Here is a 20,932-nt window from a genome sequence, read left to right on the forward strand (position 1 = left end):
GGCTAAGTTGTCCTGATTATGACTTCAAGTGATCGATCAATGACAAGGAGTATCAATGATGGAGTCGGCACTGGCGGCGAATACCGAAGCCGAGCCGGTCTCCGGCAAATGCCTCTTTTGTCAGATACACGACCCCGAAGTCACCAAGCTGATGCTCGACGGCAAGGAAATCTACGTACGCTGGGACAACTTCCCCGCTGCGGAAGGCCATGTCGAAGTCGTGCCGAAGCGGCACGTCGAATCCTTCTTCGATCTCACTCCCAGCGAGCTCACCGAAGCCTACGAACTGCTGAAAGAAGCCCGTCGGACACTCGACGAGAAATTCCGGCCTGACGGCTACACCATCGGCGTGAACGAAAGACCGGCCGCGGGTCGCACCGTCGACCATCTGCACATCCACCTGATCCCCCGTCATCACGGCGACGTGGCCGATCCCCGCGGTGGCATCCGGCATGTCCTGCCCGGGACGAACCCGGACGAGTGGAATTCCTAGGTCTTCGTCGCCTCCACGACGAACCAGGTACCGCGCCCGCTCGGGAACACGCGGGCGGACGCGAAACCGGCGGTGCCGAGTTCACGGACCACGGCTTCGGGTCTGCGCGGCGAGAACCAACGCGGTGACGACATCCGCGGGTCCCCGATCCAGCCTTCCCCATCACCCTCTTTGAGGCTGATCGCGGCCACGCCGCCTTTGGCGAGCACGCGATGAATCTCGACGAAGGCTGCGAGATGAGCCGACCGCGGCACATGGAGCAGACTCGCGCAGGCCCAGACTCCGTCGAACACACCGCCGGCCAAGGGCATGGCCAACAGATCCAGCTGAACCACGCCGGCCACCGCGCACCGATCGCGGGTGGTCCGCAGCATGACCGCACTGAGGTCGCCCGCGACCACGGTCGCGCCCCGCCGGATCAGGTAGTCCGAGTCACGACCGGAGCCACATCCCAGGTCCAGCACGGAAGCACCGGGCAGTGCATCGAAGAACCGGTCGAGTTCGCGATCCAGACCCGGGAACTTGTCGAGCGTGTCGGTGGTTCTCACGTAGGCCTCGGCACTCTCGTCATAGGTCCGGCGGGTGCTCGACACCACCGCACGCAGGCTCTCGTCGTTCAGGTGCACTCGAAATCCTCACTCCGGATGTCCAAGCCCAGTTTCGTCATCTCGGCGAGCAGCTCACGTTTGTCCAGCGCGCCGTAGCCGCGGCTCGCGTCGACACTGATGCAGCCGACGAAGCGGCCGCGGCTGTTCCTGATGGGCGTGGCGAAGAGCGCGGCCCGATGTTTGAGGTCATTGAACATCTCCCAGGAGAGGTTCATCACCGATTCTGATCCGTTCCGCTTCACGTACTGATCGAACTTCGCCTGGTCCTCAAGTTCCTCCGTCAAGGGCTCGACGTCGAACTGGATCTCGCGATCACGGAGCCAGCAGAGTCCCACCACGCCGACACCACGGGTGGGGGCGAACTTCCGCGTCTCGGGATAGGAAGACATCCGATAAGTCGAAAGTCGTTTCAGCACACCGTGTATCGGATGCCGCCACGTCCGCCTGCGCCGCCACACATGAAGTGCCAGATCTCCCGTATCCAATGGCGGCTCGATCTTCGCGCTCATTTCGAGCAGCTTGCCGAAAGTGGAAAGGACCCTTCGGCGCATCAGCACGTTCCGGTCCACGAACGAACGGCCCTGCCAGCTCTCGAACGGTGTCAACGCGCCGAAAACCCCCGCCACGGCGAGAGTCACCAGCAGCAGGTACTGGCGGTCGTGCAGGACACCGTCCCACAAGGCTTTGGAGGGCACGTTGTACGCCTTGCCCGCCAGGAACAACGTCGCTGACAGCAGAACGGCCTTGTCCGCTGCCCTGGCGGTCACCCGTCTCATGCTCTTCGATCGCCACTCTGATGGCGCCATGCCTTGCCGGGCAGGGTCGTACGACTGCCGTCCGGACGCGCCAAGACCACTCCCCGGTCCGCGGTGACGGCGCCGATCCGATGGAAGTCCACCGACTCGGCGAGTTCGTCTACCCGCGACCGCGGAATCGTGAAGACGAGTTCGAAATCGACCGAATCCCCCATGACCAGACCGAGTGGATCCGCTCCGACGTGTGCACCCACCGCCGCGACCGCTTCAGGGACCGGTACGGCCTTTTCGTCGACGACGATTCCGACACCGCTCAGTTCGGCGATGCTCTCCAGCGTCGCTTTGAGTCCGTCGGACGTGTCCTGACAGCTCGTGACAGCCCCGCTAGCCCCGAGCACGAGGCCTTCGTCCACCCTCGCCATCGGACGCTTCCAGCTCGCGAGCAAGGACGGGAGCACGCTTTCGATGGCCGGATCCGTCGAACCGGCGCGCAGGTAGGCCATCGCGGCCCCGGCGGGACCGGTCGGGGCCGTCAAACACACGACGTCGCCGGGTTTCGCCCCGGAGCGAAGGAGAGCACCGCCCGCCGGGCACACCCCCAGCGCCGACGCCGAGAGGATCAGCCGCTCCGCCCCGCCGATGTCGCCGCCCACGTTCAGACAACCGAACACGGCACAAGCGTCACGAATGCCCTTCATGACGAATCCGAAAAGCGCGTCGTCCATGTCCGGCGGGTACCGGACGACGGAAAGCAGGCCGATCGGCTTCGCACCCATCGCCGCGATATCACTGAGGTTCGCCGCGACCAGGTAGTACCCGAGGTCGTATTCGTCGAGGTGACCCATCTCGTACAACCTGAACTTGGGGCCCCGGACGTAGTCGCTGCCCACCACGAGATCGTGACTTCCGACCAGCCGGAACACGGCACAGTCGTCCTGAGCGTCGGCCCCCGCTGTCAGCTCCACCCGGTCGCCGTTCGAAGAGGACACCGGGACGAACTCGCCGGCCTGATGGTCGAACAGCGGCACTATCGTCTCGGCCAGCCGCTTAGGCTCGTCCGAGAATTTCTCACTCACCACAGGACAGCCTCCTTCGCCAAGAATCGACCATGCGCATCGTTTGACGAAGTGAGTCCTTGCGCATCACGACCGCGTAGTCCCATTCTGGGTCCTCGATCGACAACACCGCTCCGACGACCGAGCGCAGATACTGTCTTTTCTGCCGCCCGGTCGGCAGGTACACCCGGTTCTTACCCTTGTAAGTACGGAGAAAATACGCGGAACCCGGCCACGGAGGCAGCGCAAGTTCACCGAATGCTCCGAGCTCCCGGTAGGGCAGGTCGTCCTCGATCAAGAGTTTGTCCACGATTTCGCCGTCGACGGGAAGAAAGTGCAGATGAGCGTGCGTGATACAGGCATGACTCTCCTGCCCCGCGCTCGATCCGTGCTCCATGATCAACGGCTCGCCGAAGGTCTCCCGGTACAGCGGAACCAGGCGGCCCACGAAGTCCTGCAACTCGTCACTGTGCGAGGAAAGTACCTGAGCGAACGACAAGTGGTGGATTTTAGGCAACAACAGAAGATGCCCGGGAACGAGTGGTGACATATCCGCCAGCAATGTCAGATTTTTCGTCGCATATATTGCCCGGGTCGGTGGATCCCCTTCGTAGAAACGGGCGAAGGAAGTGTCATCCGAACCCGACAACTCCGCACAGAAATCCGCACCCTCGCACCGCATGGTTTCGATCATGACTCCCCCTGCCACCTCGTCCTCGCCGTCGCCGATCAGGGCACCTGGATTTTTGCGCACCGATATGGCCGACTTGAACGGTCAATGGGGAGATTAGCTCGAACGTCGTAACGAGCTCACCGGTTCGTGATGACGGAGTATTGGACAAATACAGGACACATCATGGGCGTAAATCGGTACTCTTCCCGCGACCGGGCGAAACCGCGAAAACAACCCCGCCGATCACCGGAATCCGCACCGGGGAAATGCCGCCTCCGGGCGGCTCGGAGGCGGCATCATGGTTCGTCTCTACCCCTCGTCGCGGGCGAGCAGCTCCCGCACCCGTTCCCGCAGCGCCTCCCGCGGGTACGCGTTCACCTGGGCGCCCGCCATCCGCACCGGGTCGCCGAAGAAGAAGTACTCGTACAGCGTCTCCCGCCCGGCGAAGCTAGACACAGACGCGTCGAACGCCAGCTTGAACAGTCGCGCGCGGTCCTTGGCGGGCAGGGTGGCCGACTGGAGGTAGACGTCGATGTCGGGGCGCCCGTCCGCCTCGAAGTCCGCTTCACCCGGCAGGGCCATGAGACCGGACGCGGAGAACTTGCGGATGATCTCGGTCAGCCGCGGCGAAACCTTGGTGGGGTACCAGTTCCGGGCAGCGTTGAGGACTTCCCACTTGGGCAGGAAGACGCCGTCCTCACTCAGCTTGCCGTCGGCTTCCGCCGCGCGCAGCACGGCTTTCTCGATCTCGACGTAGGAGATCAGCTCCGACAGGTCCTGCTGGATGTGCTGGAAGCCGCCGATGCCGATCGCGGCGGCGATCTCGCTGGCGAGGCCGAGGTAGAACTCGGTCTTGGCCAGTGTGCGGGTGACGACCTGGTGGGTCATGAGCGCACCGGCCCCGGTCTCGGAGTACCAGGCGTTGCACAGTTCCGGATGCCCCAGCAGGAAGACCCGCTCGTTCGGGACGAACACGTCGTCGAACACCACGACCGCGTCCATCTCCTCGAACCGGGAGGCGAGCGGTTCGTCGAAGGTCGAGCGGCCGTGGTCGAGCCCGGCGCGGCAGAAGTACTTCAGCCCGGGAGCATCGTTCGGGACGGCGAAGGCGTAGGAGTACGGGGCGTCCTCGGGGGTGCCGCGCAGGACGGTCGACGGGAACACCAGGAGTTCGTCGGCGATCGGCGCGATCGTGGCGAGCATCCGGGCACCGCGGACGACGATGCCGTCCTCCCGCTCCTCGACCACCTTCGCCGAAAGGTTGCCGCCGCCCTGCTGGCTCCCGGACACCGAACGGTTGACCTGCGGCGGAATCAAGGTGTGCGTCGCGAGAAGATCGTTCTCACGCGCCATCTCGTAGTACTTCTCGATGCGCTCGCCGAAGACGGGATCAGCCTGGGAGAAGAACTTCTTCGCGGTCGAAAGCGCGGTGAGCGACGAGTTCATGTAGTCGCCGGTGCGGCCGAGGAAACCGTTGGAATACTCCGCCCACACGGAGAAAGCGGCACGACGGCGTTTGAGGTCCTCCTCGGTGCGCGGCACCAGGAACGAGGTGCCGACGCGCTCCCCCGTGGTCGGCGATTCGTAGGTCAGGAGGTCGCGGTGCGCCGGATCGTGCTGGAGGTCGAACAGCTTCGCGTAGGTCAGCGCGTTGTTGCGGAAGGCCGCGTGCTCGGCGACCTTCGAGGTCACCTTTTCGCCGTCGACGTACAGTTCCGGCGTCATCGCGTTGAGCTTGTCGAGGTACTGCTGTCCGGTGCGGGCTCCCATGTCGGGCTCCTTCTCTTGTCAGAACAAGGATTCGTGGCCTTGTGCGGATTCGTGGATCGTCGAGAACCGCCCGTCGACAAAACCGAGCGCGTCGCCGGAGCGGTAGTCGAACTCCCGCACCTCGCCGAGGAACAGGGTGTGGTCGCCGCCGTCGTAGGCGGCCCACGGCGTGCAGTCGAACCAGCTGAGCACGCCGCCGAGCCTCGGCGCGTGCCCGCCTTCGACCCATACAGGCGCGCCTTCGGGGCTCGGGCGGCCGGCGAAGTTCATCGCGAGCGCTTCCTGTTCGGCGCCGAGGACGTTGACCGCGAACGCGCGGCCTTCGAGCAGGTCGTGACTCTTCACCGTGCGCTGGATCGACACGAGCACGAGCGGCGGATCCATCGAGACCGCGGTGAAGGAGTTCACCGTCAGGCCGTGCCGTTTCGTGGCGGCATCGAAGGTCACCACCGCGACGCCGGTCGCGAAGCGGCCGAGGCAGCCCCGGAAGAACTGCGCGGGCGGCCGGTAGAGGTTCGAACCTGGCGAGAAACTGGTCTCACGTGACATCACGACCACCTTGCCGGTTTCTGTTCTATAATCGAACAGCCAGTTCAACTATCGAAATGAATCGTATACGATGGTTTCGGACTCCCGCAAGGCTTCGAGCGCGTCCCAAACGCTGAGCCGAGGCATCCGCGTGCTCGAAGTCCTTGCCGACGCCCAAGAACCGCTCAGCGTCGACCAGATCGCCGAACGACTCGGCGTCCACCGGTCGATCGCGTACCGGCTCATCCGCACGCTGGAGGACCACGGGCTCCTCACCCGGGAGCCCGCCGGGAAGTTCGAACTCGGCACGCGTTTGGCGGCGCTCGCGGCGGGGATCAAGCACGATCTGCAGGCCGCCGCGCTGCCCGAACTGACCGAGGTCGCGAACGAACTCGGCATGACGTGTTTCGTGGCGGTGATGGACCGCGAAGAATGCGTGACCCTGGTCAGCGTGGAACCCCGGCACGCCGTCGCGTCCGTCGCGCAGCGTCCGGGGTCCAGGCATCCGTTCACCGTCGGCGCCCCCGGCCGGGCGATCCTGTCGCAGCTTCCGGAGGAGGACTGGCCGGAGGGAATACGAGAAGTGGCCGCCCGCGGATACGCGGACAGCCACGGCGAAGTGATCGAGAACCTCAGCGCCGTGGCGGTGCCGCTCCCCCTGCGCGGCCACAACCCCGCGGCGCTGGCAGTCGTCTATCTGTCCAGCACACGCGCCCCCGCCGAGCTCGCGAAACGGCTCAAGGCGGCGGCGAAGGCCGTCCGTGACGCCCTCGGCGGGTGAGCGTCACGGACGGCGGGACTACTTGCCGAAGCGCAGCGGACTGACCGCCTGCTCGGCTTCGTGATCCGGTCCGAGCGGGATCCCGGACCGGTCACGCAGCAGCAAGGTGGCGATGAGACCGACGACGGTCATTCCCGCCAGGTAGACGGCGACGGACACCGACGTACCTGTCGCGTCGACCAGCGCGGTGGCGATCGTCGGCGCGAACGCACCCCCGAGGATCGCGCCGAGCGCGTACGAGATCGAAACGCCGGAGAACCGGATCGACGCGGGGAACAGCTCCGCGTAGAACGCCGCCTGCTGGCCGTAGGTGAACCCGAGCCCGACGCTGAGGATGATCAGGCCCAGCGCCAGCAGCACGACGTTCCCGGTGTCCACCAGGGGAAAGAGCACCGCGACACCGGCGAGTTGCGCGATCCAGCCCAGTACGTAGGTGCGCCGCCTGCCGATCCGGTCGGACACCGCGCCCGCCGCCCACGTGGAGATCAGCCAGGTCGCCGCCGACGCGGTCACCGCCCACAGCACCGGACCGCGGTCGAGCCCGATCGGGCCCTTCGGATTGGTCGCGTAGTTCTGGATGTAACCACCGGTGGTCATGTAGCCGACGGCGTTGTTGCCCGCGAACACCAGCGCGGCCACCAGGACGAGCACGGAGTGCTTGCGGAACAGCTGGATGATCGGCGTCCGGGTCTGCTCACGACGTTGGGCGATCTCCCGGAAGACCGGGCTCTCCTCGACACGGCGGCGGACGTAGTGACCCACCAGGATCAGCCCGACACTGAGCAGGAACGGGATCCGCCAGCCCCAGTCGAGGAACGCCTGGCCGGGAACGAGCAGATTGGTCAGCGCCAGGACACCGGAAGCCAGCAGCAGACCGAGCGGGACGCCGATCTGCGGTGAGGCACCGAAGAGTCCCCGGCGCTTCGACGGCGCGTGCTCGACGGCCATCAGCACGGCGCCGCCCCATTCGCCGCCCGCCGAAACGCCCTGCAGGATCCGCAGCAGGATCAGCAGTACCGGCGCGAGGACCCCGATCTGGTCGAACGTCGGGAGCACGCCGATCAGCGTGGTCGCGGCTCCCATCAGGATCAGGGTGAGCACCAGGACCACCCGGCGGCCGTACTTGTCGCCGAAGTGGCCTGCCAGGAACGCGCCGAGCGGGCGGAACAGGAAGCTCACGCCCACGGTGGCGAAGGAGACGAGGGTGCTGTTCGCCCCGAGCCCGGAGAAGAACAGCTTGCCGAAGACGAGACCGGCGGCGGACGCGTAGACGAAGAAGTCGTACCACTCGACCGTGGTGCCGACGACGGTCGCGAACGCGACCCGGCGCCGGTCGGAAGACGGCGGGGCGGTCCGGCCGGGCGTGTGCTCATCCTGCGCTGGATTCGACACCTTGACTCCTTTGACGTAGGCCTGACGCGAGTGGCGGCCCGCAGGGATCCTCGGGCGAGGCGAAAGCCACTCGGTGACCGCCTTGCCACTGTGGCACAGAATCATATACGTTATTAGATACGAAGCAAGGGTCGAGGGATTCAGGGAAACATGGGCACTTACGAGTCAACGGCGCCATCAGGTCGCGGGTCCGGTCCGCTGGGCACCCGGCCGGGCAAGATCATCGCCGTCCATCTCAGCTACGCGTCACGCGCCGAGCAGCGCGGGCGGCGTCCGGCGAACCCGTCTTACTTCTTCAAACCGTCGAGTTCGGTCGGGACGTCCGGGGGCACGGTCGAACGTCCGGCAGGCACCGAACTGCTGGCCTTCGAGGGCGAGATCGCGCTGGTCATCGGCACCGCGGCCCGGTGGGTCAAGCCGGACGAGGCGTGGGACCACGTCGCCGCGGTCACCGCCGCGAACGACTTCGGCCTCTACGACCTGCGCACCGCGGACAAGGGGTCCAACGTCCGGTCCAAGGGCGGTGACGGCTACACCCCGCTCGGCCCCGGTCTCATCGACGCGCGCGACGTCGACCCCTCGTCGCTGCGCGTCCGCACCTGGGTGAACGGCGACCTGGTGCAGGAGGACACCACGGCCGGGCTGATCTTCCCGTTGCGGCAGTTCGTTTCCGATCTCTCCCAGCACTTCACGCTCGAACCCGGCGACGTCATCCTCACCGGGACGCCCGCCGGATCGACGGTGGTCTCCCCTGGCGACGTCGTGGTGGTCGAAGTGGACGTTCCCGGCACCTCCACCAGCAGCGGACGGCTCCACACCACCGTCTCCCAGGGCATCCGGTCGTTTTCGGACGTCGGCAGCCAGCCCGAAGTCGACGACAAGCAGCGCGCCGAGGCCTGGGGTACTCCCGCGGATGAGCCGGCGGAAGAGAGTCCGCCCGCGCTCAGCGACGAGCTTCGCTCCAAGCTTCTTCGCGCGCCTGTCGCGGGCTTGTCCGCCCAGCTGCGCAAGCGCGGGCTGAACAACGTCGCGATCGACGCCGTGCGTCCCAACCTGGCCGGCTCGAAGATCGTCGGCACGGCGAGGACCCTGCGTTTCGTCCCGAACCGCGAGGACCTCTTCAAGTCCCACGGCGGCAGCTACAACGCGCAGAAACGCCTCTTCGACTCGGTCGGCACCGGCGAGGTGATCGTCATCGAGGCACGAGGTGACAAGGGGTCCGGCACGCTCGGCGACATCCTGGCGTTGCGGGCGCGGTACCTCGGCGCCGCCGGGGTGGTCACCGACGGCGGGGTCCGCGACTTCGAAGCCGTCGCGGCGACCGGGCTCCCGGTGTTCTCCCAGGGCCCGCATCCGGCGGTCCTCGGCCGCAAGCACGTGCCGTGGGACACCGACGTCGCGGTCGCCTGCGGCGGGGCCACCGTGCTGCCCGGCGACATCATCGTCGGCGACGACGACGGCGTGGTCGTCATCCCGCCGGGCCTGGCCGAAGAGGTCGCCGACGCCACGCTGGTCCAGGAGGACGAGGACGCCTGGATCGCCGAACAGGTCGGCCAGGGCCGCCCGATCGAGGGGCTCTTCCCGCTGAACCCGTTGTGGCGGGAAAGGTATGCGGCATGGCAGAAGAAGCAGTGAAGACGGCCAGCAAGTCCGAGCTCGCCTACGAGTGGCTGCGTGAGCGGATCGCCCGGCACGAATACGGCCCTGGCTACCGGCTGGTCCTCGCCGAGATCGCCGGCGCGCTCGACATGAGCGTCGTCCCGGTGCGCGAGGCGATCCGGCGGCTGGAGGCCGAACGGCTCGTGACCTTCGAGCGCAACGTCGGCGCCCGCGTGGCGATGGTGGACCAGAACGAATACGTCCACGCCATGCAGACCCTCGGCGTGGTCGAAGGCGTCGCCACCGCGCTGTCCGCGCCGGGACTGACCGAAGAGGACATCGCGAAGGCGCGCCGGGTGAACGAGCGGATGATCGCGCTGCTCGACCACTTCGACGCGCACGAGTTCACCGCGCTGAACCAGCAGTTCCACTCGCTGCTCTTCGAATGCTGTCCCAACCCCCAGATCCTCGAGCTCGTGCACCAAGGCTGGACGCGGCTGTCCGGACTGCGTGACTCGACCTTCGCGTTCGTCCCCGACCGCGCGCACCGGTCGGTCGAGGAACACGAAGAAATCCTGCGGCTGATCTCCGAGAAAGCCGATCCGCTCGACATCGAATTCGCCGCGCGCAATCACCGCTGGGCCACCATGCAGGCCTTTTTGGACGCTCGAGAGCGCGCGAACCGCTGACTGAGGAGGACTTTTGACCACCACGACTCCCCGGCCGATCCCGGACGGTGTCCCGGAGCGGATCCGGCACTACATCGGCGGCGAGCTCGTCGATTCGGCCGACGGCGCCGTTCTCGACGTGATCGACCCGGTGACCAACGAGGTCTATGTCCGGGCCGCCGCCGGCAAGAAGGCCGACATCGATCGCGCCGTCGCCGCCGCGCGCAAGGCGTTCACCGAGGGACCGTGGCCGAAGCTGCTTCCGCGGGAGCGGTCGCGCGTGCTGAACCGCGTCGCCGATCTCGTCGAGGCGCGGGACAAGAAGCTGGCGGCGCTGGAGAGTTTCGACTCCGGCCTGCCGATCTCGCAGGCGCTGGGCCAGGCGCGCCGGGCGGCGGAGAACTTCCGGTTCTTCGCCGACCTGATCGTCGCGCAGGCCGACGACACCTACAAGGTGCCGGGCCGCCAGGTCAACTACGTCAACCGCAAGCCGATCGGCGTCGCCGGACTGATCACGCCCTGGAACACGCCGTTCATGCTGGAGTCGTGGAAACTCGCCCCCGCGCTGGCGACCGGCAACACCGTCGTGCTCAAGCCCGCGGAGTTCACCCCGCTTTCGGCCTCGCTGTGGGCGGAGATCTTCGAAGAAGCCGGGCTGCCGCAGGGCGTGTTCAACCTGGTCAACGGCTTCGGCGAGGAGGCCGGTGACGCGCTGGTGAAGCACCCGGACGTCCCGCTGATCTCGTTCACCGGCGAGAGCGGCACCGGCAGCCTGATCTTCGGGAACGCGGCTCCGTTCCTCAAGGGACTGTCGATGGAACTGGGCGGCAAGTCGCCCGCCATCGTCTTCGCCGACGCCGATCTGGAGACCGCGATCGACGCGACGATCTTCGGCGTGTTCTCGCTCAACGGCGAACGCTGCACCGCGGGCAGCCGGATCCTGGTCGAGCGCGCGATCTACGACGAGTTCGTCGAGCGCTACGCCGAGCAAGCCAAACGTGTCGTGGTGGGCGACCCGAGCGAGCCGACGACCGAGGTCGGCGCGCTGGTGCATCCCGAGCACTACGAAAAGGTCATGAAGTACATCGAGATCGGGAAGACCGAGGGCAGGCTCGTCGCCGGCGGCGGCCGCCCGGACGGCTTCCCGACCGGTAACTACGTGGCGCCGACGGTGTTCGCCGACGTCAAACCGGACGCCCGGATCTTCCAGGAGGAGATCTTCGGCCCGGTCGTCGCGATCACGCCGTTCGACAGCGAGGAAGAAGCGCTGGCGCTGGCGAACAACACGAAGTACGGGCTCGCGGCCTACGTCTGGACCAACGATCTCAAGCGGGCGCACAACTTCGCGCAGTCCGTCGAGGCCGGGATGGTGTGGCTCAACTCGAACAACGTCCGCGATCTGCGCACGCCCTTCGGCGGCGTCAAGGCGTCCGGGCTGGGACACGAGGGCGGCTACCGCTCGATCGACTTCTACACCGACCAGCAGGCGGTGCACATCAATCTCGGCGAGGTGCACAACCCCGCCTTCGGCAAGCGCTGACCCCACTCCACCGTCCACAAAGGATGACGCAATGAAGTCGATCCCCACCCCGAAGTCGCCGCCGCCGGACGTCCTGCGCTGCGCGTACATGGAGCTCGTCGTCACCGATCTGGCGCGTTCGCGCGCCTTCTACGCCGACGTCCTCGGCCTGACGGTGACCGAAGAGGACGAGACGACGGTCAGCCTCCGCACGATCGACGAGTTCATCCACCACAACCTCGTGCTGCGCCAAGGCCCGGTCGCCGCGGTCGCGGCGTTCTCCTACCGGGTGCGATCGCCGGAGGATCTGGACAAGGCCGTCGCGTTCTACACGGAGCTGGGCTGCCGGGTCGAACGCCGCGAAGAGGGCTACACCAAGGGTATCGGCGACTCGGTGCGCGTGCAGGACCCGCTCGGCTTCCCGATCGAGTTCTTCCACGACGTCGAGCACGTCGATCGGCTCAGCTGGCGCTACGACCTGCACATCCCGGGCGCGCTGGTCCGGCTCGACCACTTCAACCAGGTCACCCCGGACGTGCCACTCGCGGTGAGGCATATGGAGGACCTCAACTTCCGCGTCACCGAAGACATCCAGGACGATCAGGGCACGACGTACGCGGCTTGGATGCGCCGCAAGTCGACCGTGCACGACACCGCGATGACCGGCGGCGACGGGCCGCGGATGCACCACGTCGCCTTCGCCACGCACGAGAAGCACAACATCCTGTCCATTTGCGACAAACTCGGCTCGCTGCGGATGTCGGACCACATCGAACGCGGCCCCGGCAGGCACGGCGTCTCGAACGCGTTCTACCTGTACCTGCGCGACCCCGACGGGCACCGCGTCGAGATCTACACGCAGGACTACTACACCGGCGACCCGGACAACCCGGTCGTCACCTGGGACGTGCACGACAACCAGCGCCGCGACTGGTGGGGCACGCCGGTGGTCCCGTCGTGGTACACCGACGCCTCCCTCGTGCTCGACCTCGACGGCAAGCCGCAGCCGGTGGTCGCGCGGACCGACGACAGCGAACTGGAAGTCACCATCGGCGCCGACGGCTTCTCCTACACCCGCAAGGGTGACGACGACGGGGAACTGCCGGCCTGGAAACAGGGCGAGTACAAACTCGGCAACCAGCTCTGAGGCGGGGAACATGCTCGAACAGGAAACGATCACCGCGATCGCCGATGAGCTGGCGGCCGCGGAGGCGGCCCGGGAGACGATCCCGCTGCTGACGGCGCGTTACCCGGACATGACCGTCGAAGACTCCTACGCCGTGCAGAACGAATGGCGGCGCAGGGGCATCGAGGCCGGGCGCCGTCCGGTCGGCCGCAAGATCGGGCTCACCTCGAAGGTCATGCAGGCCGCCACCGGGATCACCGAACCCGACTACGGCGCCATCTTCGCGGACATGGTGTTCGAGAACGGTTCCGTGATCGAGCACAGCCGGTTCTCGAACGTGCGCATCGAGGTCGAGCTGGCCTTCGTGCTCCGCGAGTCCCTCTCCGGGCCGGACGCCACTGTGTTCGACGTGCTGCGGGCGACCGAGTACGTCGTACCGGCGCTGGAGATCCTGTCGTCCCGCATCGAAATGACGGGGCGGACCATCGTGGACACGATCAGCGACAACGCGGCCATGGGCGGCATGGTCTACGGCGGCAACCCCGTCGCCGTGGACGCCGTCGACCTCCGGTGGGTCTCGGCGCTGCTGTACCGCAACGAGACCATCGAGGAGTCCGGCGTCGCCGCCGCGGTGCTGAACCATCCCGCGAACGGCGTCGCCTGGCTGGCGAACAAACTCGCGCAGCACGGCGACAAACTCGATCCGGGCGACATCGTGCTGGCCGGTTCGTTCACCCGGCCGATGTGGGTGCACCCCGGCGACACCGTGACCGCCGACTACCGGGACCTGGGGGCGATCACGTGCCGCTTCGTCTAGACCCGACGTTCCGGGAGCAGCTGGGCACCCGGCCGCTGATCGGCATGTGGGTGACGTCGGGCAGCCCGGTCGTCGCGGAGATCTGCGCGGGCTCCGGGCTCGACTGGCTGCTCCTCGACACCGAGCACACCCCCACCGGGCTGGAGACGGTGCAATCGTTGCTGCAGACGATCGCCGCCTATCCGATCACGCCGATGGTGCGCGCCCCATCCGGCGACGTGGTCGCGCTGAAGCAACTGCTCGACCTGGGCGCGCAGAACTTGCTCGTGCCCATGGTCGACAGCGCGGAGGAAGCGGAGGCCGTCGTCCGGGCCGTCCGCTATCCGCCGCGAGGGGTACGCGGCGTCGGCAGCGCCCTTTCCCGGTCCGCGCGCTGGAACCGGGTCGAGGGCTACCTCACGAACGCCGACGAGCACACGTCGTTGTTCGTGCAGATCGAGTCGACGGCAGGTGTCGCGGCCGCCGCCGCGATCGCCGCTGTCGACGGCGTCGACGGTGTCTTCGTCGGACCGTCCGATCTGGCCGCGTCGATGGGACTGCTTGGACAGCAGACGCACCCGGACGTCACCGCGGCCGTCGTCGGCACGTTCGAGGCCGTTCGTGCGCAAGGGAAGCCTGTCGGGGTCAACGCGTTCGACCCCGCGCAGGCCCAGCGCTATCTCGACGCCGGCGCTTCGTTCGTTCTGGTCGGTGCCGACGTCACGCTGCTCGCCCAAGGTTCGGAGGCGCTCGCGCGGCGGCATTGACACCTAAGATCGGCCGCATGATGCCGTGGCTGCTCGACTCCGATCCGGCCCTGCGCTGGCAGGTGGAACGCGACCTCGCGCACGAACCGCCCGAGTCTGGGAGGCGACGCGGGCACGGATCGCGACCGAAGGCTTCGGCGCGCGCCTGGGACGGCTCCGGACCCGCGGATGGCTGAAGCCGTCGAACTCATCCGCGCCGCCCGGCAGCTGGACGGGACCTGGCTGCAGGCCCACCGGCACGCGGGACGGGTGTGGTTCGAGGTCGACGTCGCGGCTGGTGAGCCGTCGAAATGGCTGACTTTGCACGGCACGCGGGTCCTGACCTGGTGGGACTCTCGGGCGGTGCGGGAAGTCCAGTAACCCCTCGGTCTTGATCAACGGAGGATCCGGGACACTCAACGTCCCTGATCTTCCGTTGATCAAGGTCCGGGACCGGGTTGTCTTGCGACGGTGAAGGAATTGGGACGTTGAGTGTCCTGATTCCTTCACCGTCGATCCGGTCGACAGCCTCGTGCGGGTCTGAGCTTGCCCGGGTTAGGCGGACGCGACCCGCATCATCTGCAGGAACTGCCGCACGCCATGCGCAAGCTCCAGCTTGCCAGCACGCCACAACTCCTGCGGCAACTCAGGAAGAACAGTCTCGGACACCCCTCCACAATACGCCACTACGGTCGAACATGTGTTCCCAATTTTAAGTGACTACGAAAATAGAGCGCCAACACCTAAAGGGTGATTCGGAAAATAACGCCAAGTAAACATGTCAAAAGTGAAAGGCATTCACACTGGATTGACCGCCGACACTTTCTCAGGAAGCCGAAAAGCGGCGACAACACCACCGGCAGCGACAAGAAGGATGAGTCCGAACACGACACCGAAGGCCAAGACGGGCCGTGAGGGGAGCCCCGCCAGGATCGCGCCGGTCATCGCCACCCCCGCCACCGCACCCACCTGCCTCACCGTGTTGAACAGGCCGGACGCCCCACCCGCCGCGTCCGGATCCACCGACGCCATCGCGATCGCGGACAGCGGCGACCAGGCCATCGCGTTGGCAGCGCCCAGAAGCGCGGCTCCCCCCGTGATCCACCAAGGGTTCAACTGCAGCACGACCACGAGACCCATGAGCAGCAGACTCGCCGCGAGCAGGCTCATGCCGAGTATCGCCGGTCGGCGCCCGCCCGCTCTGTCGACCCAGCGGCCGGCCGGTGGCGACAGCAGGACCGCGACGACGGCGTCCGGCGCCAGGACCATCGCGGCCTCGAGCGGCCCGAAACCGCGCGCCTCTTGGATGTAGAGCATGGTGGGCAGCGCCATCGCGAGGACAGTCACGCCGAGGGACGCCATCGCGAGGCTCGCGAACAGGTAGCCGGACGAGCGATAGAGCTGAAGAGGTGCGAGCGCGTCCGCTCCTTCGGCGCGCTCTCGGAAATAGAAACCGACGAGCAGCACGACGGCGACGACCGCCGCGGGCAGCGAAAGAGGGCTCCAGGACAGCAGCGCCCACACGAGAAGACTCAGACCTGCCGTACTCAAGGCGGCACCGAGCAGGTCGAATCGGGCGACGCCTCCCCGGCTGCCCGGAATCAGGCGAATCCCTAGCACGACGGCGATACCGCAGAGGGGAACGTTGATCCAGAAGATCCAGCGCCAATCGAGGCTCGCCGCCAGCAGCCCGCCCAGGATGGGGCCAAGCAGGGTGGCGGCCGCGGCGACCGAACCCCAGATGCCGAACGCGCGACCTCGCTCGTCCTCGGCGAACAGCCGCCGGATCAGCGTGAGCGGTTGAGGGGACATCGCGGCCGCGGCCAGACCTTGCAGGACTCTGAAGACGATGAGCCACTCGATCGAGGGCGCGAGCCCGCACAGCGCGGAGGACACCGCGAAGCCCGCCATGCCGACGAGGTAGACGCGCTTCGGATCGAAGAGGTCGCCGAGCCGACCGGCGACCAGCAGCGGGACCGAAAACGCCAGCAGATAGCCCGCCGTCACCCAGAACAGCGCGGCGACGTCCCCGCCGAGATCGGCCTGGATGCTCGGACTCGCCACGGCGACGATCGTCGTGTCGAGCAGGAGCACGAAGAATCCCGCGAGCAGCGCCGCGAGCCCGCCCCATTTGGAAGAACTCATCGCCGCCCCGCCCAGTGCACGCACGCCGATCACGATAGGGCCACGGATCCCGGCCGTCGTAACGAGGCCTGTCCGGTCCGCGAGTTGTAAGCCGATGGCTTCGGCACGACGAAGGGGACGACCTTGAAGCGGGCGGGTTCGGTGTGGATCTGGTCCTTGCTCGGCGCCGTCATCGCCGCCGCCCTCGGCACCACGATCAATTTCGCGACCGATCTCAAGACCAATTTCCTGGCCTGGGGTCTCGTCGTCGCGTTCACCGTCGCGACCGGGTTGATCAGCGGAATCTCGCAGGTCCTCGCCCGCCGCGACGGCGACGGCGCGAAGTCCGCCGGCACCACGAACGTCTACAACTTCCAGCGGTCACAGGTCAACGTCTGGCTGGTGTTCCTGATCCTGGGGGTCTCGGGCTCGTTGCTGGCGGCCATTTTCGTGGGAGTCCACTTCGCGGGCTCCCTTCAGACCGCCGGTACACCGCTCCCCGCAGTGATCGAGCCGCGTTTGACACCGCCACCGTCGTCGACGACCACCACGACTTCCACCTTGCCCCGCGCCGCCGCGAACGAAGACATCGCCCGGTTCGTCACCGGCTATTACCGCCTGATGCCGGACACTCAGGCGGGCTGGCCGCTCATCGGGCCGAATCTCCAGCGCCGCGGCCTGAGCGACTACGAAGCCCATTGGGGCAGGATCAGTGCGGTGGACGTACACAGCGCGTCGGCCACCTCCGCGAAGACCGTCCGGGTCCGCATCACGCTGCACTATCGCGACGGCCGCCCCTCCCCGACGGAAACCCACGAGCTGACGGTCGTTCCCCGCGATGGTCAGCTCCGCATCGACGCCGACACCCTGCTCAGCGCGAAATAGCGATCGCGGTCAGGGCGAGCGCGGTTTAGAGTCCCGCTCATGACCGCCCTTCCGCGCGGCGGCCGCCCCGCCGAGGCCTTGGCCGCCGTCGAAGCGACCATCGCGGACCGTTGGCGGCTGCTCCTCGTGGAATACGGCGTCACCGCCGGCGCGAAAGAGGAAACCGACCTCGCCGAAATGGTCGTCGCCGACACGTCCGCGTTCGGGTGGCGAGTGGTCGACGCCGCCCTCGACAGGTTGTCCTGCGGTGACTGCGGCAACGGACTCGGCGCGGGTCCCGCAGGCTGCGAGAAATGCGATCACGCCAACGGTTTCCGGTTCGCCGCCGTCGAAACCGACCGGCCCGCGACACCGCCGGGCACCGAGCACGGGCTCCGCGTCGCCACCGCCGTCGCTCGCACGCGGCATCGTTACGGAGCGCGCGCCAGGTGCGGCTTCGAACTCGGACTTCCGCTTCTTCTCAAGGGTGAACTGCCCAGTACGGCCCAAGCTCAGGCGTACCGGGCAGCGATCGACAAACTCACCGAAGAAGAATGTGAACGCGTGACCTCCTTCGAAGAGGTCACCGGGCTCAGTAGTCGTCGCGTCCGGTGAACTGCTGCTCCAGCAGTTCCGCCGAACCCGCGACGAGTTCGAGCGGGTCGGTGAACTCGTTGATGTCGAGGTTCACCAGCGGCAGGGAATGGCGCAGCACCAGGTGTTCTCCCATGACCACCAGTCCGCCGACGACGATCGTGTTGCCGATCTCGGTCAGCACGGTCGCCAGGTCGACCTCGTCGACCCGCGCGAACGGCGTCGCGATCTGCACCCAGTCTTCGCGGCGGTCGAAGATCTCCCGCGCGATGACCACGGTCTGGGCACGCTCTTCGTAATCGTCGTCGCCGTAGGACAACCGGATGCGAACTTCGTCCGGTTCATCCTTTATCACTCGATATTCGTGCCGTACGAACGCGACCAGATCGGCCCATTCCGCCATGAATTCAGTCTCCCTCGCAGTCGAAGATCAAGACTAGCGACTACACGGGTGGAGATACCGGGCTCAGGCCGACATCACCCGGACAGCGGCGGCCCGTGCGTGTTCCAGCGCCGAATATGTCGCCCCGTGGAGTGAGGCGAGGGTGCCGAGTGTCCCGTATTCGAGCCGGGTGGGACTCGGCGGAAGCGCGGCGCGCACCGGTTCCAGGAGAGCCGGATGGCAGCCGACCGGGCCGCCGAGCAACACGAGTTCCGGATCGACCACGGCGGTGACCGACGCGACCGCCCGCGCGACAGCACATCCGAGCGTCTCGGTGTCGCCGTTGTCCAGCATCCGCAAGGCCGTTTCGACATCGTTCGACGGCGCGTCCGGACCGCCGATCCCGGCAGCGAGTTCGGCGGCGAGGGTGCCCGATCCGGCGCCGGGCAGATACCCGATCTCCCCCGCCAGGCCGTGCGCCCCGCGGATCAGCCTGTCGCCGAGATAAAGCCCGACGCCGAGACCCGGGCCCACGAAGACGTAGGCGAAACTCGACACCCCGACGGCGCCACCGGCGCGTTGTTCGGCGAGCGCGGCGAGATTGACGTCGTTGTCCACCCACACCGGCGCCGCCACGACGCCGGCGAGAGTGTCCGCGGGACTCATGAGGCCTTCGGGAAACGGCGAATCCGGGAGGGCGATGACGTCGTGCGTCCCGGGGTCGACCGGGTTGGCCATCGACACGGCGACAGCGCGCAAGATCCCTTCTCCCGCTTGGGTCACCGCTTCGGACGCGATCGACAGGAGGGCCGCGGCTACCTCGGCACCGGCAGGCCGCTCGTGTTCGCGCAGCACCGCGCCCGCCAGATCGGCCGACCAGGCCCGCACCCCGGACTGGCCGACCTCGATGGCCAGCACCCAGCCCGCCGCCGGACCCAGTTCGTAGAACGTGCCGACCCGCCCCCGCCGCCCGGTTTCCTGCGCTCCTGTCGCCTCCAGCAGACCGCCTTCGGTCAGGCGGCGCACGGCTTCGGAGACCGTGGGTTTCGAAAGCCCTGTCGTCGCGGCGAGTTCGGCCCTCGTGACCCGGCCCCGAGTCACGACCTCCTCGAGCAAGCGGCGATCGGTGGCCTCACGCAGGACGGCTTGCGGCGACGGCACCCTTGCGCTCCCCTCTTTCGCCGGTCTACCTTGACTGGACGGTTCTAGTTAGGTGACATTACCAAATCACCGGAGGTTCAGCGATGACCCTGACCACCGAACTCCCCGCGGACGTCCCTGCCGCCATCCGCGAGACCAAGGCGCGACTCCGCGCCCGCGTCGGAGACGTCGCGGCCGCGTTCGCCAGGGCCGAGGAACTGATGCGTGCCGAAGTCGCCGAGATCGTCGCCCTCCGCGAAAGCGACGAGGAGGTCTGGCCGGTCATCCTGTTCGAGGACGTCGCCGACGGCACCGTGCCCGAAGACCTGGTCGAGGCCGTCCGCCGCCGCGGCTGCGCGGTCGTCAAGAACACCTTCCCCCGCGAGCGGGCCGAGGCCTGGGACCGCGAACTGGTGGACTACCTGGAGCGCAACGAGTTCGAGAAGGCGTATCGGTATCTCGACGACGGCGTGTTCGGCGGGCTCGCCGCCACCAAGCCGTCGATCTACCCGATCTACTGGTCCCGGCCGCAGCGGGAAGCGCGCGAAGACGCCAACATGGCCACGGTTCGCGGCTTCCTCAACGGCTTCTGGAAGCACGAATCCGAGGGCAGGGTGTGGTTCGACCCCACCCGTGACACCTCGTACCCCGACCGGGTCCGCCGCCGCGCTCCCGGGACGAGCTCCTCCGGCCTGTCCGCGCACACCGATTCAGGATCGGTCGAACGCTGGCTGCTACCCGCCTACCAGAACGTCTTCCGCCACGTCTTCGACGGCGACATCGACGCCTACGACCCGTGGGACGCCGCGTACCGGACCGAAGTCCACGAGTTCCCCTCCACCGTGATGTGCTCGGCGTTCCGCACCTTCCAGGGCTGGACGGCGTTGTCCGACATGCGGCCCACCGAAGGCGTCCTGCACGCCGTGCCGATCCCGTCCGCGATGGTCTACCTGCTGTTGCGCGCCCTGCAGGGCGACGTCGCCGAAGACGATCTCTGCGGCTCGGCGAACGGGGAGGCCCTGCCGGTGAACGAACGCTGGCACGCGCCGCTGCTGCCCGCGCTCACGCCGATCCCCGTGGTCGAGCCCGGCGACACCGTCTGGTGGCACGGGGACGTGATCCACTCCGTCGCCGAGGTCGAGGACCAGAAGGGCTGGGGGAACGTCATGTACATCCCGGCGAGCCCGTACTGCGAAAAGAACGCCGCTTACGCCGCACAGTGTGAAGAAGCGTTTCGCGCCGGGGCCAGTCCCGGCGACTTCGCGCCCGAGAATTACGAAGCGGGCTGGGTCTGACTCGTGAGTGGTGAGGACGGTCAG

The 20,932-nt window shown here is 67.1% G+C and carries 22 protein-coding genes; 12 read left to right on the top strand and 10 right to left on the bottom strand.

What is annotated here, in order from left to right:
* Positions 1 to 55 precede the first annotated feature (55 nt).
* On the top strand, positions 56 to 493 hold the full coding sequence (locus tag ACFOSH_RS38355; RefSeq protein WP_378245672.1) for an HIT family protein: 438 nt from the start codon (positions 56 to 58) through the stop codon (positions 491 to 493).
* Here ACFOSH_RS38355 and ACFOSH_RS38360 read toward each other — a convergent pair.
* From ACFOSH_RS38360 to ACFOSH_RS38385, 6 genes are all read right to left on the bottom strand, one after another.
* Positions 490 to 1,119, bottom strand: coding sequence for a class I SAM-dependent methyltransferase (locus tag ACFOSH_RS38360; protein ID WP_378245674.1), 630 nt, complete (start codon positions 1,117 to 1,119; stop codon positions 490 to 492). The genes ACFOSH_RS38355 and ACFOSH_RS38360 overlap by 4 nt on opposite strands.
* Positions 1,110 to 1,868 carry a hypothetical protein gene (locus tag ACFOSH_RS38365; protein ID WP_378245676.1) on the bottom strand — a complete coding sequence of 253 codons (759 nt, stop codon included), beginning with the start codon at positions 1,866 to 1,868 and terminating at the stop codon, positions 1,110 to 1,112. The genes ACFOSH_RS38360 and ACFOSH_RS38365 overlap by 10 nt, the downstream gene beginning before the upstream one ends.
* A 5-nt stretch (positions 1,869 to 1,873) precedes the next feature.
* Positions 1,874 to 2,932: a thiamine-phosphate kinase gene (gene thiL / locus ACFOSH_RS38370; RefSeq protein ID WP_378245678.1), complete on the bottom strand. Its 1,059-nt coding sequence runs from the start codon at positions 2,930 to 2,932 to the stop codon at positions 1,874 to 1,876.
* A complete protein-coding gene (locus ACFOSH_RS38375; RefSeq protein ID WP_378245680.1) occupies positions 2,925 to 3,605 on the bottom strand; it encodes an HIT family protein in 681 nt (226 codons plus the stop codon). The genes thiL and ACFOSH_RS38375 overlap by 8 nt, the downstream gene beginning before the upstream one ends.
* Positions 3,606 to 3,893: 288 nt before the next feature.
* The gene (hpaB, locus tag ACFOSH_RS38380; RefSeq protein ID WP_378245682.1) at positions 3,894 to 5,354 is read right to left on the bottom strand and encodes a 4-hydroxyphenylacetate 3-monooxygenase, oxygenase component; all 1,461 of its coding nucleotides are present in this window, start codon (positions 5,352 to 5,354) and stop codon (positions 3,894 to 3,896) included.
* Between the two features lie 18 nt (positions 5,355 to 5,372).
* Entirely contained in the window at positions 5,373 to 5,903 is a 531-nt protein-coding gene (locus ACFOSH_RS38385) for a flavin reductase family protein (RefSeq protein WP_378245684.1), read from the bottom strand.
* 70 nt (positions 5,904 to 5,973) lie between these two features.
* Here ACFOSH_RS38385 and ACFOSH_RS38390 point away from each other — a divergent pair, with 70 nt between their 5' ends.
* Positions 5,974 to 6,663 (top strand): IclR family transcriptional regulator, encoded by a 690-nt coding sequence (locus ACFOSH_RS38390; protein WP_378245686.1) that lies wholly within the window; start codon positions 5,974 to 5,976, stop codon positions 6,661 to 6,663.
* An 18-nt stretch (positions 6,664 to 6,681) separates the two neighbouring features.
* On the opposite strand, the gene ACFOSH_RS38395 is transcribed toward ACFOSH_RS38390, so the two are convergent.
* Positions 6,682 to 8,055: an MFS transporter gene (locus ACFOSH_RS38395; protein ID WP_378245688.1), complete on the bottom strand. Its 1,374-nt coding sequence runs from the start codon at positions 8,053 to 8,055 to the stop codon at positions 6,682 to 6,684.
* Positions 8,056 to 8,205: 150 nt separating this feature from the next.
* Between ACFOSH_RS38395 and ACFOSH_RS38400 the strand changes: the two genes are divergently transcribed.
* The 7 genes from ACFOSH_RS38400 to ACFOSH_RS38430 all read left to right on the top strand — a co-directional run bounded on the left by ACFOSH_RS38400 (position 8,206) and on the right by ACFOSH_RS38430 (position 14,890).
* Positions 8,206 to 9,690 carry a fumarylacetoacetate hydrolase family protein gene (locus ACFOSH_RS38400; protein ID WP_378245690.1) on the top strand — a complete coding sequence of 495 codons (1,485 nt, stop codon included), beginning with the start codon at positions 8,206 to 8,208 and terminating at the stop codon, positions 9,688 to 9,690.
* The gene (locus ACFOSH_RS38405; RefSeq protein ID WP_378245692.1) at positions 9,672 to 10,343 is read left to right on the top strand and encodes a GntR family transcriptional regulator; all 672 of its coding nucleotides are present in this window, start codon (positions 9,672 to 9,674) and stop codon (positions 10,341 to 10,343) included. The genes ACFOSH_RS38400 and ACFOSH_RS38405 overlap by 19 nt, the downstream gene beginning before the upstream one ends.
* 13 nt (positions 10,344 to 10,356) lie before the next feature.
* Entirely contained in the window at positions 10,357 to 11,862 is a 1,506-nt protein-coding gene (gene hpaE / locus ACFOSH_RS38410; RefSeq protein ID WP_378245694.1) for a 5-carboxymethyl-2-hydroxymuconate semialdehyde dehydrogenase, read from the top strand.
* Positions 11,863 to 11,893: 31 nt separating this feature from the next.
* Entirely contained in the window at positions 11,894 to 12,988 is a 1,095-nt protein-coding gene (gene hpaD, locus ACFOSH_RS38415; protein ID WP_378245696.1) for a 3,4-dihydroxyphenylacetate 2,3-dioxygenase, read from the top strand.
* A gap of 10 nt (positions 12,989 to 12,998) precedes the next feature.
* A complete protein-coding gene (gene hpaH / locus ACFOSH_RS38420; protein ID WP_378245698.1) occupies positions 12,999 to 13,784 on the top strand; it encodes a 2-oxo-hept-4-ene-1,7-dioate hydratase in 786 nt (261 codons plus the stop codon).
* The gene (locus ACFOSH_RS38425) at positions 13,769 to 14,530 is read left to right on the top strand and encodes an HpcH/HpaI aldolase family protein (RefSeq protein WP_378245700.1); all 762 of its coding nucleotides are present in this window, start codon (positions 13,769 to 13,771) and stop codon (positions 14,528 to 14,530) included. Before hpaH ends, ACFOSH_RS38425 begins: the two co-directional genes overlap by 16 nt.
* A 168-nt stretch (positions 14,531 to 14,698) precedes the next feature.
* A complete protein-coding gene (locus tag ACFOSH_RS38430; protein ID WP_378245702.1) occupies positions 14,699 to 14,890 on the top strand; it encodes a hypothetical protein in 192 nt (63 codons plus the stop codon).
* Between the two features lie 417 nt (positions 14,891 to 15,307).
* Here ACFOSH_RS38430 and ACFOSH_RS38435 read toward each other — a convergent pair whose 3' ends face one another.
* A complete protein-coding gene (locus ACFOSH_RS38435; protein ID WP_378245704.1) occupies positions 15,308 to 16,678 on the bottom strand; it encodes an MFS transporter in 1,371 nt (456 codons plus the stop codon).
* 99 nt (positions 16,679 to 16,777) lie between these two features.
* Here ACFOSH_RS38435 and ACFOSH_RS38440 point away from each other — a divergent pair, with 99 nt between their 5' ends.
* Both ACFOSH_RS38440 and ACFOSH_RS38445 read left to right on the top strand, forming a co-directional pair.
* Positions 16,778 to 17,518: a serine/threonine protein kinase gene (locus ACFOSH_RS38440; RefSeq protein ID WP_378245706.1), complete on the top strand. Its 741-nt coding sequence runs from the start codon at positions 16,778 to 16,780 to the stop codon at positions 17,516 to 17,518.
* Positions 17,519 to 17,557: 39 nt separating this feature from the next.
* The gene (locus ACFOSH_RS38445; RefSeq protein WP_378245708.1) at positions 17,558 to 18,112 is read left to right on the top strand and encodes a hypothetical protein; all 555 of its coding nucleotides are present in this window, start codon (positions 17,558 to 17,560) and stop codon (positions 18,110 to 18,112) included.
* Here ACFOSH_RS38445 and ACFOSH_RS38450 read toward each other — a convergent pair.
* The gene (locus ACFOSH_RS38450; RefSeq protein ID WP_378245710.1) at positions 18,090 to 18,494 is read right to left on the bottom strand and encodes a hypothetical protein; all 405 of its coding nucleotides are present in this window, start codon (positions 18,492 to 18,494) and stop codon (positions 18,090 to 18,092) included. The two genes, ACFOSH_RS38445 and ACFOSH_RS38450, sit on opposite strands and share 23 nt — an antisense overlap.
* Before the next feature lie 63 nt (positions 18,495 to 18,557).
* A complete protein-coding gene (locus ACFOSH_RS38455) occupies positions 18,558 to 19,634 on the bottom strand; it encodes an ROK family transcriptional regulator (RefSeq protein ID WP_378245712.1) in 1,077 nt (358 codons plus the stop codon).
* A gap of 83 nt (positions 19,635 to 19,717) precedes the next feature.
* Between ACFOSH_RS38455 and ACFOSH_RS38460 the strand changes: the two genes are divergently transcribed.
* Positions 19,718 to 20,908 (top strand): YbiU family protein, encoded by a 1,191-nt coding sequence (locus tag ACFOSH_RS38460; RefSeq protein WP_378245714.1) that lies wholly within the window; start codon positions 19,718 to 19,720, stop codon positions 20,906 to 20,908.
* The last annotated feature ends 24 nt before the right edge of the window (positions 20,909 to 20,932 follow it).

Source organism: Amycolatopsis speibonae (assembly GCF_042647925.1).
In the GTDB taxonomy this organism is placed as follows: domain Bacteria; phylum Actinomycetota; class Actinomycetes; order Mycobacteriales; family Pseudonocardiaceae; genus Amycolatopsis; species Amycolatopsis speibonae.

Coding starts and splice junctions, on each gene's coding strand:
- ACFOSH_RS38355 (WP_378245672.1), top strand. CDS start 56: ATGATGGAGTCGGCACTGGCGGCGAATACCGAAGCCGAGCCGGTCTCC.
- ACFOSH_RS38375 (WP_378245680.1), bottom strand. CDS start 3,605: ATGATCGAAACCATGCGGTGCGAGGGTGCGGATTTCTGTGCGGAGTTG.
- hpaB (WP_378245682.1), bottom strand. CDS start 5,354: ATGGGAGCCCGCACCGGACAGCAGTACCTCGACAAGCTCAACGCGATG.
- ACFOSH_RS38385 (WP_378245684.1), bottom strand. CDS start 5,903: ATGTCACGTGAGACCAGTTTCTCGCCAGGTTCGAACCTCTACCGGCCG.
- ACFOSH_RS38390 (WP_378245686.1), top strand. CDS start 5,974: ATGGTTTCGGACTCCCGCAAGGCTTCGAGCGCGTCCCAAACGCTGAGC.
- ACFOSH_RS38400 (WP_378245690.1), top strand. CDS start 8,206: ATGGGCACTTACGAGTCAACGGCGCCATCAGGTCGCGGGTCCGGTCCG.
- ACFOSH_RS38405 (WP_378245692.1), top strand. CDS start 9,672: ATGGCAGAAGAAGCAGTGAAGACGGCCAGCAAGTCCGAGCTCGCCTAC.
- hpaD (WP_378245696.1), top strand. CDS start 11,894: ATGAAGTCGATCCCCACCCCGAAGTCGCCGCCGCCGGACGTCCTGCGC.
- hpaH (WP_378245698.1), top strand. CDS start 12,999: ATGCTCGAACAGGAAACGATCACCGCGATCGCCGATGAGCTGGCGGCC.
- ACFOSH_RS38430 (WP_378245702.1), top strand. CDS start 14,699: ATGGCTGAAGCCGTCGAACTCATCCGCGCCGCCCGGCAGCTGGACGGG.
- ACFOSH_RS38445 (WP_378245708.1), top strand. CDS start 17,558: ATGACCGCCCTTCCGCGCGGCGGCCGCCCCGCCGAGGCCTTGGCCGCC.
- ACFOSH_RS38450 (WP_378245710.1), bottom strand. CDS start 18,494: ATGGCGGAATGGGCCGATCTGGTCGCGTTCGTACGGCACGAATATCGA.
- ACFOSH_RS38460 (WP_378245714.1), top strand. CDS start 19,718: ATGACCCTGACCACCGAACTCCCCGCGGACGTCCCTGCCGCCATCCGC.